Below are 18,434 nucleotides of genomic sequence, written 5' to 3' on the forward strand. Positions count from 1 at the left end.
ACTACTATTAGGGGGGGCCCGGGGGGGGTTGGGGGGGGGGGGGGTCCAACCCCGCCGCCGACGGTCAAACGGAACTCACCCATCAGGATTTGCAGCAGGGCGTCATTCTGCTCGGGATCGCCGGGATGATGGATCCACCGCGGCCGGAGGCGATTACGGCCATCGGCGACTGCCTGCAGGCGGGGATCCGCGTGAAGATGATCACCGGCGACCATCCGCAAACCGCGATGAGTATCGGCAAGATGCTGGGGATTGGCAATGCGGAAAACGCCATTACCGGCAGAGAGCTGGAGGTGATGGACGACATTCAGCTCAGCGAAGCCGCGCAGAAATTCGATATCTTTGCGCGTACCAGCCCGGAGGATAAATTCCGCCTGGTGCAGGCGCTGCAAAGCAAAAAAGAGGTGGTCGGGATGACCGGCGACGGGGTGAACGACGCCCCGGCGCTGAAGCAGGCCGATGTCGGTATTGCGATGGGGATTAAGGGCACCGAAGTGACCAAAGAGGCCGCAGATATGGTGCTGACCGATGATAACTTCGCCACCATTGCCAGCGCCGTCAGGGAAGGCCGCCGGGTGTACGATAACCTGAAAAAAACCATCCTCTTTATTATGCCGACCAACCTCGCGCAGGGGTTGTTGATTATTATTGCGCTACTGGCGGGAAATTTAATTCCGCTGACGCCGGTGCTGATCCTGTGGATGAACATGGCGACCTCCGCCACGCTGTCGTTTGGTCTCGCTTTTGAGGCAGGTGAGAAGAACATCATGCGCCGGCCGCCGCGCGATCCTAAGCTGCATGTGATGGACGGCTTTGCTATCTGGCGGGTGATTTTTGTCGGGTCGATGATTGCCGTCAGCGCCTTTGTTCTTGAAGCCTGGCTACAGCCGCGCGGCTATTCGCCTGAGTTTATTCGTACGGTGCTGTTACAGACGCTGGTTACTGCTCAGTGGTTCTATATGCTCAACTGTCGCGTGGCGGATGGCTTCTCGCTGAGTAAAGGATTGCTGGCGAACCGGGGGATCTGGATTGTCAGCGGCGTGCTGCTGGTGCTGCAGCTGCTGATTATCTACGCGCCATTTATGCAGATGCTGTTTGGTACCGAAGCGCTGCCGTTCCGCTACTGGGTTATCACTTTTATTATCGGTTTTGTGATGTTCCTGATTGTGGAAGTCGAGAAGCCGCTGACCCGGAGATGGCGTACGGCCTGATATTGACCAGAAAGCGGCACTCTCGGTATCCCGGCTCAGTGCGGCGCGAGCCGGGATATTCCCGAATGGCGGCTATCGCCTTAGCCGAATGACAAAACTGTCCGGGTGCCCGATGATGTGATGACTGGCTATCCCGGGCAGGCACAACGCTGCGCCTGCGAGGCTAATCGCGTAGCTTGCAATTGAGATTGATATTAGCAATCATTATCAATAACGATAATGTGCCGGAAAAATTAACCGATGTCGCTTCGCAACTCTTGTTTCGCTTATCCGCCGAAAGGGCGGATTTTTATCGCCGCGCTGGTTACCACCTTGTATGCTCTTAACGCTTACGCCAAACCCGATATGAGCCCGCTGGGGCCGAATATCGCCGACCGCGGTTCCGCGTATTATCATTTCAACGTCACGACCTTCGATTCTTCCGATGGTGAACGACATTATAAGGTCTGGACGGCGATACCGAATACGGCGCCGCCCGCGCAGGGGTATCCGGTTGTGTACGCCCTGGACGGCAACGCGGTGATGGACCGGTTGTCCGACACGCTGCTCGAAAAGCTGACGCAAAAAGCGCCGCCCGTCATTGTGGCCATTGGCTATCAAACGAATTTGCCCTTCGATCAAACTGCCCGAGCCTATGACTATCGGCCGAAAGTCGAAGAGGATCCCGCCGATAACCGCTGGGATCGGCGGAAAAGCGGCGGTAGCGGGGCGTTTCGCCGCCTCTTAGAGGATACCATTATGGAAAAAGTTGAGCGTGGGATCGCTATCAACCCGCAGCGACGGGCTATCTGGGGGCACTCCTACGGTGGATTATTTGTTATTGATGCCTGGCTGACGTCATCCCGCTTTCAGCTCTATTTCTCTGCCAGTCCTTCTCTGGGAAGAGGTCAAGCCGCGCTGTTAGACAGAATGGCCGGGGCAAAAGGCGAGGCGTTTAATCGGAACGCCTTATTCCTGATGGAGGGCGCGGTTGCGACGCAGCGCGGTTCTTCCGCCGGGGCAGTGGATACGCGCAGTAAAGTTCAGCAGACGGTTTCCCGGCTCAGGAAAAATGGCGTTGCGGTCAGCTGGTGGCCTTATCCCGGCCTGTCGCACGGGGCAATGTTCAGTGCCTCGTTGCAAAGCGCGCTGCTGACGATAAGCGGGACCGAGAATAACCAGGCGTTACTGCAGATAAAACAGCCTGCTGTTGAACAGAGATGACAAACCTGTTTGATCTATTCAGGCCACACATCTGCCGGGTGGCGACTTACCCGGCTTACGAAAACCGGCAATTTCACCATGGGCTCAATCCCGCAAATCTGCGGATTCGCTATCATCTGTCGATTCACATCGCCAACTTAGGCTTACCGGGTTGTGACGATAGGCCGCCAGCTTCGCGTGCATCCCGCTGCTGCTGTTATTGACCGCGCTTACCACGCCGGTGGTAGCGCCGCCAACCTGGAATAGCGCTGAGGCTTTATTTAATTAGCGGAGGAGATTTACCCGAGCGAACCAGCAGAGTTTAGTCATGAATAGGCAAACTCTGCAGTTTCGTTGCTTAAGGCAGTTGGCGGTAGGCTTCGTCGGTCACCGGCTCCAGCCATTCGTTAGATGCGCCTTCGACAGGGACGGCAACGGCAATATGGGCAAACCAGCTGTCGGCGGCCGCGCCATGCCAGTGCTTGACGCCTGCGGGAATATTCACAACATCGCCCGCGGTTAGCTCTCGCGCCGGTTGATTCCACTCCTGATACCAGCCGCGTCCGCCCGTCACCAACAGGATCTGCCCGCCTTTATGGTGAATGTGCCAGTGGTTACGGCAGCCGGGCTCAAAGACCACGTTACCGATATTGACCCCTTCCGTGGAGAGCATATTCAGGTAGCTGGTGCCCTGAAAATACTGCGCATAGGCCTCATTTTTCTCGCCTTTAGGAAAAATGCCGTTACCGTCAAATTGTTCGTTCATAGTATCTCCACATTTCAGTTTCGGGCGTTTAAGCAGCCCATCTGGACTGGCAGAACAAAGTGTAGAGAAGGTTTGATTAAATGATAAGATGGTCAAATATGAATACACTGGTGCAAAAAATTCACCAATGATGAGCAAAGAAAAACTCAACGATCTGCAGGCCTTTGTCACCGTAGCTCAGGAGCGAAGTTTTACCCGGGCGGCTGCAATGCTGGGGGTTTCCCGGTCGGCATTGAGCCATACGCTGCTGGGTCTGGAAGAGCGTCTGGGGGTGCGGTTGTTAATCCGCACCACGCGTAGCGTGTCGCCCACCGATGCCGGAAATCGCCTGCTGGCCGTACTGGCGCCGCGGCTGAATGAAATAGAAAATGAACTGGCTTCGCTGCGCGCTTCACGGGATAAACCCGCCGGCACGGTACGCATCACCGCCAACGATCATGCCATTGTCACCGTGCTGTGGCCCCGCCTGCATCCATTATTAAATCGATATCCGGATATCCATATTGAGTTCAGCGTTGGCTATGAGCTGACCGATATTGCCGCCGGGCGCTTCGATGCCGGCGTGCGGATGGGCGATCAGGTGGACAAAGATATGATTGCGGTGCGCATTACGCCCGATGTGCAGATGGCGGTGGTTGCCGCGCCCGGCTATCTTTCCGGCAAAGCGGCGGTGGCAAGGCCTGAAGATCTGATGGCACACAACTGCATCAATTTGCGTTTGCCCACCCACGGCGCGCTTTACGCCTGGGAGTTTGCAAAGGGCAGCCAAAAAACCAGCGTTCGCGTCGAAGGGCAAACCGTTTTTAATAATACTTTTTTGATGATTCAGGCCGCTTTGGACGGGGCAGGGATTGCCTATGTTCCTCACGACCTGGCGGCGAAATATATCGCTAACCGACAACTGGTGCCGCTGCTGGCCGACTGGTGCCCGGTTTTCCCGGGGTACTATCTTTATTATCCTGGCCGGAATCATCTTCCGACGGCGTTTACGCTGGTGGTTGACGCCCTGCGCTGGCACGCAGAGGGTAAGTTGCGCAGCAAAAGGGTGAAGTAAGACGGGGTTATTGCCAGAAAAGCAAAAAGCCTGCTTGAAAGCAGGCTTTTTAGAATTTGGCTCCTCTGACTGGACTCGAACCAGTGACATACGGATTAACAGTCCGCCGTTCTACCGACTGAACTACAGAGGAATCGTGTGAACGAGGCGAATACTACTGGTCTCGTATTTTTGTGTCAACACTAAATTTAACTTGCTGATTCAAATGGCTAAATTTAGTGCAGGTCGTTGTTTTAGTGTACTGCCGGGCTATCGCCATCCTCCTGCGGGCTATTCTCGCGTAATCTCTCCAGCGGATCCTGGCGATAGAAATGGCAGAAACGCTGCCAAAGCGCGGGAAAGCGTGGGGCAAACAGCTCAGGGGCGCTGAAGAAGTATTCAGAGAGCACCGCAAAACATTCGGCAGGGTCGCTGGCCGCGTAAGCATCAATACTGGCGGCGCTTTCGCCGACCAGATCGATCTCATCCTGAATATTGTTCATCGCTGCATGGAGATCGTGTTCCCAGCCAGCGACTTCGCGTAGCGGAATGAAGGGTACGCCGCTTGCGCGATCGCCATTGCGGGTATCCAGCTTATGCGCCACTTCATGGATAATCAGATTGAAGCCAGAAGCGTCGAAGGAGTCCTGAATATCCAACCAGTTGAGAACGATCGGCCCTTGTTGCCAGCTTTGCCCTGATTGTACGATTCGCTGGCTATGCACCAGGCCGATATCATCTTCCCATTCGTCGTCGACAACGAACGGAGCAGGGTAGATGAGCACCTCGTGAAAACCATCTAACCACTCGATCCCCAGTTCGAGAACCGGCAGGCAAAACAGTAGCGCAATACGCGCGCTCTGCAGGTGAGTGAGCTCAAGCCCCTGTAATGCAACCAGACGCTTTTGCTGCAAAAAGCGCGAAGCCATTTGCACCAGCTGCTGCTCATGGTCGGAGAGGTTGGCTAACACAGGGATGGCAAGCGCCTTTTCCCAGGGGATTTCCGCGTTGCCGGACTCTTCATCTACTTTCCAGGGCCATTTAAACATCATATTGCTCGCAAAGTCGTCACTTGAACTGATTTAAAGAGACAGGAACTATTAAAATGCCAAAGAACCTGGCATTATAGCAACCTCAACAGCGGAGAGATGCCGGAGCGGCTGAACGGACCGGTCTCGAAAACCGGAGTAGGGGCAACTCTACCGGGGGTTCAAATCCCCCTCTCTCCGCCACTATTCAAACACTTACGTGATTTCCTTTCAACGACTCCCGTCACAAATGGTATCGTGCCTTTTTAAGACTACAATCATCATCTTCCTGGTTTACTGCTCTGGCAATCGTTAGAGATCGCAACATTGTGTGTTTGACTCGTCGCGATGCCAACGGTTTACAGATGAGGCTCGCCGTTAAAAAACAAAAAACCCGCACGAGGCGGGCTTGAGATAAATGCACTAAACAATCTTAGAACTGGTAGGTGATACCTACAGCGAACTGATCGTCAGTTGATGCGCCAGTGATATAAGAATCTTCGTCATCCACCAGGTTGAATTTGTATGCGGTGTAAACGTTGAAGTTCTTGTTGAAGTAGTACCAGGTACCCAGTTCAACGTAGTTCATGATATCGGCATCACGGTTACCGTTCAGATCTTTGCCTTTGGCATAGACGTAGCCCAGGGACGGACGCAGGCCAAAGTCAAACTGATACTGAACAACGGCTTCAATATTCTGAGTCTTGTTAGCAAAGCCACCAGACTCCATGTGAGTCATGTTATGGGACTCACCGTACATGACAGATGCGTAGACGTTATTAGCATCATATTTAGTGGCGAGGCTCCAGACTTCAGCGTTTTCGCCTCTGCGGTCCGCAGCCTGTTCATCAGTACGGTCAGAGTTGCTGTATGCGCCAACGAAACCGAAGCCGTCGATGTTATAGTTAACGGAGAAACCGAAGCCGTCGCCGTTGGCTTTAGCGCGGTCAGTGTCGTTGTTTTTACCCTGATACTGCAGAGCAAAGTTCAGGCCATCTACCATGCCGAAGAAATCGGTGTTGCGGTAGGTTGCTACGCCGTTGGTACGACCGGTCATAAAGTTGTCGGTATAAACCAGACCATCGCCACCCCATTCAACCAGCATGTCGGTGTAACCTGCCGCGTCATAAACCACGCCGTAGTTACGACCATAGTCAAATGAGCCGTAGTCGCTGAATTTCAGACCAGCAAACGCCAGACGGGTATCATCAGCCTGCTGGCCTTCTGGTTTGTCTGCTTTGATATTGTATTCAAACTGGCCGTAACCGGTCAGTTCGCTGCTGATCTGGGTTTCGCCTTTAATGCCGAAACGCGCATAGGAGGTATCGTCGGAGTTGTTGTTGTCGCCATCATGGGTCATGATGTGCTCGCCAACCATTTTGCCGTAGAAATCGAGTTTGTTGCCGTTCTTATTATAGATTTCTGCTGCATTAGCCGCGCCAGCGACTAATAAAGCTGGAACCAGAATTGCCAGTACTTTTCTTTTCATTATATATTCCCTTTTAATCATAATTAATATGAATTGTGTCACTCCCTCCGGGTTGACTATTTGATACTAGCGATTAAGTTCATTTTTCTTTAAGTGAAATATGTAAGTAAATTATATATAATATTACAAAATGTTTCTGTTATATTCATTATATTTAAATTCTATCATTTTGTGATGACTTATATTTTGTTTTTATGCTTATCAATAACAATAGCTTATGTGTTTTGGTTGAATTATTCCTGTTACAAATAAGTTGCGTGAGGGCTATGATTGGTTTTTTTGTATTTATATATTTAATGTATTATTTAAATGACTCACAAGGAGCAATTTCGTGCAACGAGAAGGCGTTTTCATGTGCGTGGTTTAATAAAATTAAATATGGTAAATGCAATGCAGATGCCGGCAAAAATGACCGCGAGAATGTATTTTTTATCATTATTTTGTATTATTTCAACAGGCAACAAATTGATTAAGTATATATAGCGGCCCCCCTGATATTGAACAAAACTCGCGCACTCGGGCGTCCCGGTCAGTAAGATCTGCTACCTTGCAAGAATTTTGATTATATAATGTGATGAATATCACTATTTTTTACTACGTCCGTGATGTTAGTTGTTGAATATATGGAGAACAAATTAATGGAAAAGAAAGCGAAAAGAAGCCCTGGCGGGAAGCTGGCACTATGGGCGTTTTACGCTTTTTGCGGCTATTTCCTGTGGGCGATGGCGCGTTACTGGTGGGTTGTCGGGCAGATCCAAAGCGTACCCGGCGCGACGATTGACGGTGAGCTCGGTTCAACGGCAGGGAAATGGATCGGCGCGCTGCTGGGATTTCTGGTATTGGGCATTGTCGGCGCTATTCTCGGCGCAATTGCCTGGTATACGCGTCCTGATCCGCAGATGTATGAACATCACGAGTAAAGTTGCTATGCTCGTTGCTGACCTGATCTCAAAGGAGCGCGCATGGATCTTTATCAATGGCAGCAACGATTTGAAGCCTGGCTAAGTGAACATCACTCGCAAGGGGATGCCGCTCACGATATTTCACACTTCCGCCGGGTATGGGCCACCGCGCAGCAGCTGGCCGAAGAGAGTGATGCTGATCGGCTGGTGATCCTCACCGCCTGCTATTTTCACGATATTGTCAGCCTGGCGAAGAACCATCCTGAGCGTAGCCGCTCTTCGGCGATGGCTGCGGAACAAACGCTGACTATCCTGCAGTCAGATTTTCCCGATTTTCCGCCGGAGCGCTATGCGGCGGTTCTGCACGCCATTGAAGCGCATAGTTTTAGCGCGGGGATGGCTCCCCGCAGTGAAGAAGCGAAAATTGTCCAGGATGCCGATCGGCTGGAGGCTTTGGGGGCGATTGGCCTGGCGCGCGTATTCGCGGTATCCGGTGCGCTGAACAATATCTTGTTTGATGCCGACGATCCCTTTGCCGATCGGCGTGAACTGGATGATAAAAAATACGCGCTGGATCACTTCCAGTGCAAGCTGCTGCGTTTACCGGAAACGATGCAGACAGAAAAGGGTAGGGCGATGGCGCTGCACAATGCGCGCTTTCTGGTTCAGTATATGGCCAAGCTCAGCGCCGAACTTCGCGGAGACCCGATGTCCCTTGATGACAAGGTTTTGCAGCGCTTTGATCCACTAGCATAAAACTGCCCGCGCTATTTATGGTAACCTCTGCAAAAATAGTCGGGCTGGTTGAGGTTATGGCGCAAAATTTATCCAAGGAAAATCCCCCGTCTTTTAAGGTTGAGCATACCGAAGAAGACGCGCAGACGTTATTGCGCCAGCTAATGGCAATTTATGACGTTAAAACGCTGGTGGCGCAGCTGGTTGCCGTCGGTGAGCAGCATTGGAGCCCGGCTATCCTCAAACGCGTTGCGACGGTATCGCGCGCGGCAGGGCGCATAAGCGCGCAGGAGCAGGCACATCTTCGTTCGCTCCTGCCGCAGCCTCCAGCGCATCATCCCCACTATGGATTCCGCTTCGTCGACCTGTTCGCCGGCATCGGTGGTATTCGTCACGGTTTTGAGGCGATTGGCGGGCAATGCGTGTTTACCAGCGAATGGAATAAACATGCGGTGCGCACCTATAAAGCCAACTGGTACTGCGATCCTGAGCAGCATCGCTTTAATGAAGATATCCGCGATGTCACGCTGAGCCATCTCCCTGAGGTGAGCGATGAAGAAGCCGCGCAGCATATACGCCAGGCAATCCCGCAGCATGACGTACTGCTGGCCGGCTTCCCCTGCCAGCCTTTTTCACTGGCCGGCGTCTCAAAGAAAAATGCCCTTGGGCGCGCTCATGGTTTTGCCTGTGAAACCCAGGGAACGCTGTTCTTTGACGTGGTAAGGATCATCACCGCCCGCCAGCCGCCAATTTTTGTGCTGGAGAACGTCAAAAACCTGAAGAGCCACGACAAGGGGCGGACCTTTCGTATCATTATGCAAACGCTCGATGAGCTGGGTTACGAGGTTGCCGATGCGGCGCATACCGGAGCGGACGATCCTAAGGTGATTGATGGACGCCATTTTTTACCTCAGCATCGGGAACGGATTGTGCTGGTGGGTTTCCGGCGCGACCTCCAGCTCCATGAGGGTTTTACCCTGCGCGATATTGCCCACCTCTATCCTGCCAGCAGACCTACTTTTGGCGGGCTGCTGGAACCCACGGTTGACGACAAGTTTATCCTCACCAGGGTGCTGTGGAAGTATCTCTATCGCTATGCGCGTAAGCATCAGGAGCGAGGGAACGGTTTTGGCTACGGGCTGGTTGATCCAACGAATCCGCACAGCGTGGCGCGCACGCTCTCTGCCCGCTATTACAAAGATGGCGCGGAAATCCTCATCGATCGCGGCTGGGATCGGCCATTAGGCGAAAAATATTTTGATGACCCGGAGAATCAGTTGCGTCGTCCGCGCAGGCTGACGCCGCGGGAGTGCGCGCGTCTGATGGGTTTTGAGACGCCGCAGGGGTATCGTTTTCGTATCCCGGTCTCGGACACTCAGGCCTATCGCCAGTTCGGCAACTCGGTCGTGGTGCCGGTATTTGCTGCGGTAGCGAAGCTGCTGGCGCCGCGAATCGAAAAAGCGGTAGCCATGCGTGAGCAAGAGATTAACCATGGCCGACGTCCACGATAAAGCCACCCGTAGTAAAAACATGCGCGCGATCGGCACCCGCGATACGGCAATTGAGAAACGGCTGGCGGGGCTGCTGGCGCGTGCCGGTTTTTCCTTTACCGTACAGGACGCCGCGCTCCCCGGCCGCCCGGATTTTGTGGTATCAGACTATCAGTGCGTAATCTTTACTCACGGCTGCTTTTGGCACCATCACGACTGCTATCTGTTTAAGGTGCCCGCGACGAGAACCGAATTCTGGCTCGACAAGATAGCCAAAAACGTGGCGCGCGATCGCCGGGATATCGGGCGACTGGTGGAGCAGGGATGGCGGGTGCTGGTGGTCTGGGAATGCGCGCTGCGCGGGCGAAAGAAGCTTAACGACGAAGCGCTGGGCGAACGACTGGAAGAGTGGATCTGCGGCGGCGATCGGTGCGCGCAGATCGATACTCAAGGCATAGGTCTGTTAGACGTTACTTCTGCGCCTTACAGGACGTAATCTCGCGACGAACCGGGAACAGGTATTTGCCGAGCGTCACCAGAATGACCGCAAAAATTATGATGCCGAGCGCCAGCCACTCTACGGGAGATAAGCTTTCCCCGGCAAAACCGGTGCCCAGCAGGACGGCGACTACCGGGTTGACGTAGGCATAGCTGGTCGCCACGGCTGGCGTCACGTTACGAATTAAATACATATAGGCGTTGATGGCGATAAGCGATCCGAAGATAGCCAGATAGGCGACGGCAAAAATGCCGGACCATGATGGCATCTGGGTTAACTTTTCCCCAGTCAGTGAGGACGCTATCATTAGCACGATCCCTGCCGCCAGCATCTCAATGGCGCCCGCCATCATTCCGGTCGGTAGCTCGATTCGCGAACCGTAGACGGAGCCAAAGGCCCAGCTCATCGAGCCGATCAGAATCAGCAGCGCTCCCCAGGGGTTACCGTTCAGGTTGCCGCCGCTGTTAAGCAGAACAATACCTGCCAGACCTATCGCGATCCCTAACCACTCAAGCTTGCGGGTGGCAATACCAAAAAAACGGCTAAAACATAGGGTAAATAACGGTACCGTCGCGACCATGACTGCCGCAATACCTGAGGGGACGTGCTGGTGTTCGGCAAGCGTCACAAAACCATTGCCTACGGCCAGCAGCAAAACGCCGATCAGCGCCGCGTTGAGCAGCGGTTTGCGCGACGGGAGCTTATGGCCCGTGGCCAGCAACCAGGCGAGCAGCACCGCGCCAGCGGAAAGAAAGCGCACGCCAGCCATCATCAGCGGAGGCCAACTGGCGACGCCAACGGCGATAGCGAAATAGGTGGAACCCCAGATGATATACAGCGCAAACAACGCCCCGATGAGCGGCAACAGCTGACGGGTAGACATACTTCCTCACGACGGTGCAGAGATAGAAAGGAGACGTATAGTAAACGTGAAAACTATCGTGCTGGCGAGCGCTTTAGTTAGCCTGCCGCGGTTAAATTTATGTTGACTAAGGACGCCAGTGGGCGAAAAAGCGCTTTTGCTTCATACTTCATGAGGAACAATCATAAATGAAGGAATGCAATTTTGGCGGGAAGTAGTCTATTAACCTTATTGGATGATATTGCCACTTTACTCGATGATATTTCGGTCATGGGGAAACTGGCGGCAAAAAAAACGGCAGGCGTATTGGGTGATGATTTATCGCTTAATGCTCAGCAGGTAACCGGCGTGCGGGCCAACCGTGAATTGCCGGTGGTATGGGGCGTAGCTAAAGGCTCATTGATCAATAAAGTGATTCTGGTGCCGCTGGCGCTGTTGATTAGCGCTTTTATCCCGTGGGCGATTACGCCACTGCTGATGCTGGGTGGCGCCTTCTTGTGCTTTGAAGGCGTCGAGAAGGTGGTGCACACTCTGCAGGCGCGTAAACATAAAGAGGATCCGCAGGTTCGCCAGCAGCGGCTTGAAGCCCTGGCCAATCAGGACCCGATGGCGTTTGAACGAGATAAGGTAAAAGGCGCGGTGCGCACAGATTTTATTCTGTCTGCGGAAATTGTCGCGATTACCCTCGGGATTGTAGCTGAAGCGCCGTTATTAAATCAGATTCTGATTTTGTCCGGCATTGCGCTGCTGGTGACGGTGGGGGTGTACGGTCTGGTGGGGGTTATCGTCAAGCTTGATGATATGGGCTACTGGCTGGCGGAAAAAAGCAGTGCGCTGGCGCAGTGGACAGGGAAAGCTTTACTGGCGATTGCGCCTCGTCTGATGAAGGTGCTGTCCATCGTCGGCACCCTGGCGATGTTCCTGGTCGGCGGCGGCATTGTGGTCCACGGTCTCACGCCGCTGCATCATGCCATTGAAAATCTGGCTCAGGGGCAGAATGGCGTCATTGCCTCGCTGCTGCCAACGGCTGCAAATCTGGTGCTGGGATTCATTATTGGCGCCATCGTGCTGGCCGTGGTGAAAGCGATAGCCGCTCTTCGCGGTTCTACGGAGTAAATGTGCTATCTATCATGCAAAGTGGTTCACCTTCGTCTAAGGTAAATCTGTTTCTTCCTGATACCGGAGGCAAAAATGGTCTTGTTGGTCAGTGATGAAGTGAGACGCAAAAACGGCGGCCCCCGCATGGTCGTTACCGGATTCGCCAGCGGCATGGTGGAATGTCGTTGGTATGACGGTTACGGCGTAAAGCGCGAGGCATTTCGTGAGGATGAACTTATCCGTGGAGGAGGAAGGAAGCTGAACCGCACCTGACCCTCCATCAGCGCCCGGCATCCGTCGGGCGTTTTCATATTGTGAATTATTTTACCAACAGGGAGCGTGGATGAAGTTTGCTTCTTTAACCGTGCTGCGAGAAAACGATGGATAAGCTGATGTGGGTGAAAAAGCTGCGCCAGATTTTAAGCCCCGGATATGTGGTTAACCTCTGTTTTTTTATCGTCTTCTGCTTCTCTACGCTGTTGATATGGCGTGAGATCAAGGTTCTGGAAGAAGCCTACGTCGCTAACCAGCGCAACAACCTTGAAAACGTGGCACATGAATTTGACAGCCTGCTGCAATTTAATATCGACAGAATGATTTTTTTTCGTAACGGCATGCATTCCGCGCTGGAGACGCCGTTAGATTTTGCCGTGCTGCGCAAGGCCGAAGAGAGTTATTTAGCGAAGCGACACGATCCGATCTGGTCAGTTGAGATTCACAATCGACGAACGCTGCCGGTCTACGGCGTTGCCGATGCCTTTATCGACGGCGACGAACTTCTTTCCCGCGACACTCCCTTTTCCGGGAACGAGCTGATGGCTACCCTTGAACTCGGTTATATGCTGCGCCTGGCCAATAACAACCGGGGTTTCGCTAAGCGTATGCTGTACGTGTCGCGCAGCGGCTTTTTTATCACCACTGAGCCGCTGAAAAATTCGACGCAGGCGCTGGCGCTCTATTCTCAGGCTACGAGCGATGCCTGGTTTACCCGCCAAACGCAGCGTAATAACCCTGCTCGCGGTATCGTATGGCAAACGGTTCCCGGCGATGAATCGCCGCGTGAAATACCGGTGATAACGGCGTCTATTCCGCTTGATTTCCAGCGTTTCTGGCTCGGTGTCCTGGCGATGGACTTCTCGGTACAGGAGATGAAGGCGTTTCTGGTCAATGCGATAAAGACGGGTGAGGAAGGCGAGTATCAGCTTTATGATAATCAACTTAATTTGATAGCTTCTTCTGCGCCGGGCAACGTGCTGACGCTGCTGTCTGCGCATGAACAGGAGATGCTGAAGCGCGCTTTTGCTGGTGAGAATCAGGGGGGGATTCGCCTGGTTACCCGTTATATCAGCTGGGAGAAGATCCGCAATTTTGATGGGGTGCTAATCCGTATTCACACTATTCAGGAGGGGGTACGCGGCGACTTTGGCAGCATCACTATTGCCCTGATGCTGATGTGGTTAATGTTCACCCTGATGTTGATGATCTCGTGGTTCGTTATTCGGCGAATGGTGCGCAATATGAGTATGCTGCAGACCTCCCTCGAATGGCAGGCCTGGCATGATGCGTTGACCCGCCTGTTAAATCGGGGGGCGTTATTTGAACGCGCCACGGCAGCTGCTCGTCAGAGCGAACGCCTGAAGCGTCCAGTGGCGGTGATTCAACTCGATCTTGATTACTTTAAAAGCGTTAACGATCGGTACGGGCATCATGCGGGGGATCGCGTGCTGACGCTGGTGGCCAGTACTATCGCCAGCCATATTCGCGAAGGCGATTTTGCAGGGAGGGTTGGCGGAGAAGAATTCTGCATCGTCCTGCCTGATACCAGACTAAAAGAGGCGACGGCCATTGCAGAACGGATCCGTATACGGATCAATAGTCGTGAAATTTTACTCGGCAACAGCGCCTCTTTACGTATCACCGCGTCGTTTGGAGTGAGCTGCAGTGAGGATTCCAGCGACTACAGCTTTGAGAACCTGCAGTCGGTTGCCGATCATCGTTTGTATCTTGCCAAGCAAAACGGGCGCAATCAGGTATGTGCGGACGGGTGATGTATCATTTATCGTGTGAATAAAATGAATTTAAATCATCCGTTTTGGCTATTTTAGTGAGATTATTCTTAAAAACATTGAGCGATGCGCAAACGTTCGTGGAAGAATAAATAGCGAGAGTCCTTGCCTGGCGAGCGTTGCCAGCGCAGGCGGCTTTCTTGACCCCATTTTTCAATAATTTACTCCATGAATGTTTGTTGTCATGCAAAATAATTGAGGGTAATGTTTGTAGCGCATCGGATATCCTGGTGTAACGAATTTTCAAGTGCTTCTTGCATTAGCAAGTTTCATCCCGACTCCTGCGAGTCGGGATTTTTTTCGCGCAACGATCAGCGATTAGCTTCAGTAACGCTAAAGTCATGGATATCGAGTTCAAAGGCCTCGGCCAGCTCGCGCCAGGTATGGTAACCCCGGCCATCAATGCTGACGTGATGAGGATCGTCTTGCGTTCGCTGGACTTCACTTTCGCTGATTTCATTAATCGCCGCCAGCAGGGCGTCAACATCAACGCTTCCCGTGCCTTTGTGCTCTTTGGCGATTTTCATTTCGGCTACCTCGCTTAACTCAGACAGGGCTCCTTAAGTATAGACGGTCTACAAAAACAGCAGTTGCCCGGCCGGACACTGCGCGATCGGCAGTTTTGTTCTACACTGGCTCAAAAATAGAGGAGATGAGTTATGCAGGTAAACGATCGTGTCACGGTGAAGACCGATGGTGGCCCACGTCGGTCGGGCGTTGTGCTGGCAATAGAGTCGTTTAGCGAAGGGGTCATGTATCTGGTTTCGCTGGAGGATTATCCGCTGGGGATCTGGTTTTTTAACGAGCACGGCCATCCTGACGGTATATTCGTTGAGCGGGAAGAGTGATTCGCCGCGAGTAAACTGGCGGCAGCGGCCGCCAGCGTTTTTCAACGCAGGTTGACGTGAATTCCGGATGTGATGTTTTCGGTCAGGCGGACGATGTGATAAATCACCTGTTTATTGTGGGTTTGAATCTTCTTTTTAATATTGCCCTTGTGCGAGGACACGGTCTTGGCCTTAATGTTCATCTGCGCTGATATGTGCGAGGTTCCGTGTCCGGCCATCCACATCTGAAGCATATTTGATTCGGTCTGGCTTAAGGTCAGCGTGGGAATATTAATCCGGGCAGCACGATAGTTCTCATATTTAAGACGGTTGGCGAGAATGTCATCAAGGTCTTTTTCGGTCAGCGATTTCGAGCACACGAGTAAGTTTTTGCGCACCAGCAGGTAATGGTCGAAATGAATATTGGCCAGCGACATAAAGATAATGAATAGCGTGGCGGGATACTGGCTGATGATTTGTCGGACAAGCTGGTTGTTCTCTTCATGATGAATAAAACAATCTTCATTGATAAATACTACGGCAGGGCGGCTGGCTTCACACATTGCCTTCAGGTTTGACGCACTCTGTACTTCTGCGATCTCACGCTTCTTTACCCCCCTGCTTGTCAGGTACCCGGTTAATCCCAGCCGGGTGAAGCTGCATAAATCCATGATAATCGTTGACATGACCCATCCTCAATCAACACGTAACGATAATTTATCCCTCGCCGACAAGCGCGATGAAGTCCATTTTGTTAGCAATTAAAACGACCGCTGCCGTGGAACCATTAGGCAGCCTGAACTATTCCTTAATATGCCCCTAATTTGCCAGGAATATTCTCAAAGTAAAGACTACAAAAGGCTATGTGGAGGAAATAAAAACATTAAATACCCGTCATATATAAGCTTGCCATTTTTACGCTATTTTAAAATAGGATTATCCTTATATTGAGTGGTTAAAATAACGTCTTCGAATTAATGGCATTAATGGAATGGATGAGAATAACTTAACATTCCATGGCTATTTTTTGCCATATAACGCGGTGCAGGCGGGCGCTCTGCTTAGCCTGTACTCGATTCCGGAAGAGTGGCGGGCTTACCGCTTTAATGCCACAATGCTTTTTTTATCGGTTTGTGGGATGAATGATGAAAAAGATGGTACTGGCTGGCGCGCTGCTAGCCCTGACCGGGTGCGTGCAGGTTGATAGCTACAGCGATGTTGTTAAAGCGCCGGCGCCTGCAGGGCTGGAGGGATACTGGCAAACGGCAGGCCCGCAGAGTGAAATGATGAGTCCTGACGCGATAGCGAGCCTTATCGTGACCAAAGAGGGTGATACGCTTGACTGTCGACAGTGGCAACGGGTGATCGTCCTGCCGGGGAAATTAATGAAGCGTGATGATGTTATCTATAACGTTACCTCCGCGTTAGATGTCTATCCGCTTGAGCGTGAAGGCAATACGCTGCGCTACGATCGTATGACGCTTAAACGGGTGGATCGCCTCACTCCGGAGTGTGAACTGGCGTGGAAAAAAGCGTCGGCTGATAAAAGCGGACGGTAAGCTTGATGCGGGCTGAATCCTTCTCAGCCCGCGAAGTTTTATAGTGCTTCCTCAATCACCCACACGCTTACGCTGCCGCCACTACAGGTGAAAGTCCCGTTTCCTTCATCGTCGGTTTCAATAACCTCATCGCGGTTGCCGAGAAAATCTCGCCAGCGTTTATTGCGGTAATTTTCGCCCAGAGGGAGCGTTTTTTCCCCATCGTCGCCGTTGGAGAGTACGACCACGCAGCCCGGATCATCCTCGGTGCCGCTCCGGCTGAAGGCAATACAGTTCGGATGATCGAACCAGAGCGTTTGTACACCGTGGGCAAAACGCTGGCGGGCGTCGATCAGTTCGTGTAGTTGTTCGATTACCGGCATCTCAATAGCGTAGCTCTCGCCATCGCCACCGGTATCTTCATAGCTGGCGCCGAAGAGATCGGCATAAAAGACCGAGGGAACGCCGTTTTCACGCAGCAGAATCAGCGCATACGCCAGCGGCTTGAACCAGGCCTCAACCGGCGCCTCGAGCGCCTGCAGCGGCTGAGTATCATGGTTGGTCACCAGGGTGACGGCGTGGAACGGGTCGGCTTCAACCAGCGTGCCGCTAAAAATCTGGCTCATGTCGTAATCGCGACCCTGCCGCGAAGCTTCATGAAATTTCATCTGCAGAGGGGCGTCGAACAGCATCGTCTTGCCGTCAACCATGGCGATATACTGCTGAAGCTTATCAACTTCGTGCGACCAGTATTCCGCGACGATAAACAGCGGTTTTGTCGCCACCTCCTGGACGTGTTCGATCCACTCTTTATAAAACCAGGCGGGGATATGTTTAACCGCATCAAGGCGGAAGCCATCGCACCCGGTCTGCTCCATTACCCAGCGCGCCCAGTATTTAATCTCCTCGGTAACCGCCCGATTGCGAAAATCGATATTTTCGCCCATCAGATAGTCGAAGTTGCCCATTTCATCATCGACCTGATCGTTCCATCCGTCGCCGGTGTAGTCATTGACGAGTTTAAACACACCATCTTCATCAGGATTCTCTATATGATCGATCCCGCTGAAGCACTTATAGTCCCAGATGAATTCAGAGTATTTACCGGCGCGGGCGGGGAAGGTGTAACGCGTCCAGGCCTCGCACTCAATAATCTCATCAGAGATTTGCGTACGATCGTTTTGATCAACGCGCTGAATGCGTACCGGCTCTTTTTCATCGGCCCCCATTTTGTGGTTAACCACAACGTCAAGCAGCACGGCGATATCGTGCTGGCGCAGCGCGGAGATCGCGGCGAGGAGCTGGTCTTTATCGCCATATTTGGTGGCGACTGAACCTTTTTGGTCAAACTCGCCGAGGTCAAACAGGTCGTAGCAATCATAGCCGACAGAGTAGCCGCCGGAGGCGCCCTTGTAGGCAGGAGGCAACCAAACCATGTTGATGCCGATTTCGTTAAGGTTTGGCGCGAGGGCTTCGACTTCACGCCATAATTCGCCGCCGGTTGGGTAGTACCAGTGAAAGCACTGCAGTAACGTGGGGTTTTTCATCTTCCTTGCTCCAGACGTCATCAAGCTGACCATTGCAGTATGAGAGATATCCAGCAAAACGGAGATGTTTTCGATACGTTTTCGCTATGCCCTAAACGGCACCATATATAATAATTCGGAATAAGATGTAGCATATCGATGTTGGTGACTGAGGCTAAACG

18 protein-coding genes, 2 tRNA genes and 1 pseudogene are annotated in these 18,434 nt (G+C 52.5%); 13 read left to right on the plus strand and 8 right to left on the minus strand.

The genetic code is table 11. The annotated features are described in order from the left end of the window. Positions 1 to 68 precede the first annotated feature (68 nt). Both IAE27_RS05340 and IAE27_RS05345 read left to right on the plus strand, forming a co-directional pair. Positions 69 to 1,211, plus strand: a pseudogene (locus tag IAE27_RS05340) (HAD-IC family P-type ATPase); the annotation flags it as partial. A gap of 240 nt (positions 1,212 to 1,451) precedes the next feature. Continuing rightward, positions 1,452 to 2,414 carry an alpha/beta hydrolase gene (locus tag IAE27_RS05345; protein ID WP_064398722.1) on the plus strand — a complete coding sequence of 321 codons (963 nt, stop codon included), beginning with the start codon at positions 1,452 to 1,454 and terminating at the stop codon, positions 2,412 to 2,414. Between the two features lie 337 nt (positions 2,415 to 2,751). On the opposite strand, the gene IAE27_RS05350 is transcribed toward IAE27_RS05345, so the two are convergent. Further along, positions 2,752 to 3,159 carry a cupin domain-containing protein gene (locus IAE27_RS05350; RefSeq protein WP_064398724.1) on the minus strand — a complete coding sequence of 136 codons (408 nt, stop codon included), beginning with the start codon at positions 3,157 to 3,159 and terminating at the stop codon, positions 2,752 to 2,754. 127 nt (positions 3,160 to 3,286) lie between these two features. Here IAE27_RS05350 and IAE27_RS05355 point away from each other — a divergent pair, with 127 nt between their 5' ends. Further along, on the plus strand, positions 3,287 to 4,213 hold the full coding sequence (locus IAE27_RS05355) for a LysR family transcriptional regulator (protein ID WP_026055910.1): 927 nt from the start codon (positions 3,287 to 3,289) through the stop codon (positions 4,211 to 4,213). 57 nt (positions 4,214 to 4,270) lie between these two features. Here IAE27_RS05355 and IAE27_RS05360 read toward each other — a convergent pair. Together IAE27_RS05360 and mtfA are read right to left on the minus strand one after the other, a co-directional pair. Continuing rightward, positions 4,271 to 4,346, minus strand: a tRNA-Asn gene (locus IAE27_RS05360). 100 nt (positions 4,347 to 4,446) lie between these two features. Further along, entirely contained in the window at positions 4,447 to 5,244 is a 798-nt protein-coding gene (mtfA, locus tag IAE27_RS05365; protein ID WP_187326156.1) for a DgsA anti-repressor MtfA, read from the minus strand. Between the two features lie 90 nt (positions 5,245 to 5,334). Between mtfA and IAE27_RS05370 the strand changes: the two genes are divergently transcribed. Next, positions 5,335 to 5,424, plus strand: a tRNA-Ser gene (locus IAE27_RS05370). A gap of 229 nt (positions 5,425 to 5,653) precedes the next feature. Here the strand turns inward: IAE27_RS05370 and IAE27_RS05375 are convergent. Continuing rightward, entirely contained in the window at positions 5,654 to 6,709 is a 1,056-nt protein-coding gene (locus IAE27_RS05375; RefSeq protein ID WP_004113859.1) for a porin, read from the minus strand. Positions 6,710 to 7,347: 638 nt separating this feature from the next. On the opposite strand from IAE27_RS05375, the gene drpB reads away from it, so the two are divergent. Genes drpB through IAE27_RS05395 form a run of 4 tightly spaced genes read left to right on the plus strand, consistent with a single transcriptional unit; the run spans position 7,348 to position 10,332 of the window. Then, the gene (gene drpB, locus IAE27_RS05380) at positions 7,348 to 7,629 is read left to right on the plus strand and encodes a cell division protein DrpB (RefSeq protein WP_070556989.1); all 282 of its coding nucleotides are present in this window, start codon (positions 7,348 to 7,350) and stop codon (positions 7,627 to 7,629) included. Positions 7,630 to 7,671: 42 nt separating this feature from the next. Then, positions 7,672 to 8,367, plus strand: coding sequence for a phosphohydrolase (locus IAE27_RS05385; RefSeq protein WP_004103507.1), 696 nt, complete (start codon positions 7,672 to 7,674; stop codon positions 8,365 to 8,367). A 56-nt stretch (positions 8,368 to 8,423) separates the two neighbouring features. After that, the gene (locus IAE27_RS05390; RefSeq protein WP_064371991.1) at positions 8,424 to 9,857 is read left to right on the plus strand and encodes a DNA cytosine methyltransferase; all 1,434 of its coding nucleotides are present in this window, start codon (positions 8,424 to 8,426) and stop codon (positions 9,855 to 9,857) included. Next, positions 9,838 to 10,332 (plus strand): very short patch repair endonuclease, encoded by a 495-nt coding sequence (locus IAE27_RS05395; protein ID WP_004103475.1) that lies wholly within the window; start codon positions 9,838 to 9,840, stop codon positions 10,330 to 10,332. The genes IAE27_RS05390 and IAE27_RS05395 overlap by 20 nt, the downstream gene beginning before the upstream one ends. Here the strand turns inward: IAE27_RS05395 and yedA are convergent. Then, complete coding sequence (gene yedA / locus IAE27_RS05400; protein WP_023321242.1) at positions 10,307 to 11,218, minus strand: drug/metabolite exporter YedA; 912 nt, start codon at positions 11,216 to 11,218, stop codon at positions 10,307 to 10,309. The genes IAE27_RS05395 and yedA overlap by 26 nt on opposite strands. 183 nt (positions 11,219 to 11,401) lie before the next feature. Between yedA and IAE27_RS05405 the strand changes: the two genes are divergently transcribed. The 3 genes from IAE27_RS05405 to dgcQ all read left to right on the plus strand — a co-directional run bounded on the left by IAE27_RS05405 (position 11,402) and on the right by dgcQ (position 14,343). After that, the gene (locus IAE27_RS05405; RefSeq protein ID WP_016808327.1) at positions 11,402 to 12,313 is read left to right on the plus strand and encodes a DUF808 domain-containing protein; all 912 of its coding nucleotides are present in this window, start codon (positions 11,402 to 11,404) and stop codon (positions 12,311 to 12,313) included. A 75-nt stretch (positions 12,314 to 12,388) separates the two neighbouring features. Beyond that, positions 12,389 to 12,568, plus strand: coding sequence for a YodC family protein (locus tag IAE27_RS05410; RefSeq protein ID WP_004103469.1), 180 nt, complete (start codon positions 12,389 to 12,391; stop codon positions 12,566 to 12,568). Between the two features lie 107 nt (positions 12,569 to 12,675). Next, positions 12,676 to 14,343: a cellulose biosynthesis regulator diguanylate cyclase DgcQ gene (gene dgcQ, locus IAE27_RS05415; protein ID WP_115239434.1), complete on the plus strand. Its 1,668-nt coding sequence runs from the start codon at positions 12,676 to 12,678 to the stop codon at positions 14,341 to 14,343. A gap of 329 nt (positions 14,344 to 14,672) precedes the next feature. Here dgcQ and yodD read toward each other — a convergent pair whose 3' ends face one another. Continuing rightward, positions 14,673 to 14,888 (minus strand): YodD family peroxide/acid resistance protein, encoded by a 216-nt coding sequence (gene yodD / locus IAE27_RS05420; RefSeq protein WP_004103467.1) that lies wholly within the window; start codon positions 14,886 to 14,888, stop codon positions 14,673 to 14,675. Positions 14,889 to 15,020: 132 nt separating this feature from the next. Here yodD and dsrB point away from each other — a divergent pair, with 132 nt between their 5' ends. Next, positions 15,021 to 15,209, plus strand: a complete 189-nt coding sequence (dsrB, locus tag IAE27_RS05425; RefSeq protein ID WP_004103466.1) for a protein DsrB — start codon at positions 15,021 to 15,023, stop codon at positions 15,207 to 15,209. 41 nt (positions 15,210 to 15,250) lie between these two features. Here the strand turns inward: dsrB and rcsA are convergent, their stop codons facing one another. Further along, positions 15,251 to 15,874 (minus strand): transcriptional regulator RcsA, encoded by a 624-nt coding sequence (gene rcsA / locus IAE27_RS05430; protein ID WP_154023055.1) that lies wholly within the window; start codon positions 15,872 to 15,874, stop codon positions 15,251 to 15,253. A 456-nt stretch (positions 15,875 to 16,330) separates the two neighbouring features. Between rcsA and yedD the strand changes: the two genes are divergently transcribed. Next, positions 16,331 to 16,747, plus strand: a complete 417-nt coding sequence (gene yedD, locus IAE27_RS05435) for a lipoprotein YedD (RefSeq protein ID WP_026055909.1) — start codon at positions 16,331 to 16,333, stop codon at positions 16,745 to 16,747. Positions 16,748 to 16,785: 38 nt separating this feature from the next. Here the strand turns inward: yedD and amyA are convergent, their stop codons facing one another. Continuing rightward, a complete protein-coding gene (amyA, locus tag IAE27_RS05440; protein WP_004103463.1) occupies positions 16,786 to 18,273 on the minus strand; it encodes an alpha-amylase in 1,488 nt (495 codons plus the stop codon). Positions 18,274 to 18,434 lie beyond the last annotated feature (161 nt).

It is taken from the genome of Klebsiella sp. S69 (genome assembly GCF_016516145.1).
Taxonomy (GTDB): Bacteria; Pseudomonadota; Gammaproteobacteria; order Enterobacterales; family Enterobacteriaceae; genus Klebsiella; species Klebsiella oxytoca.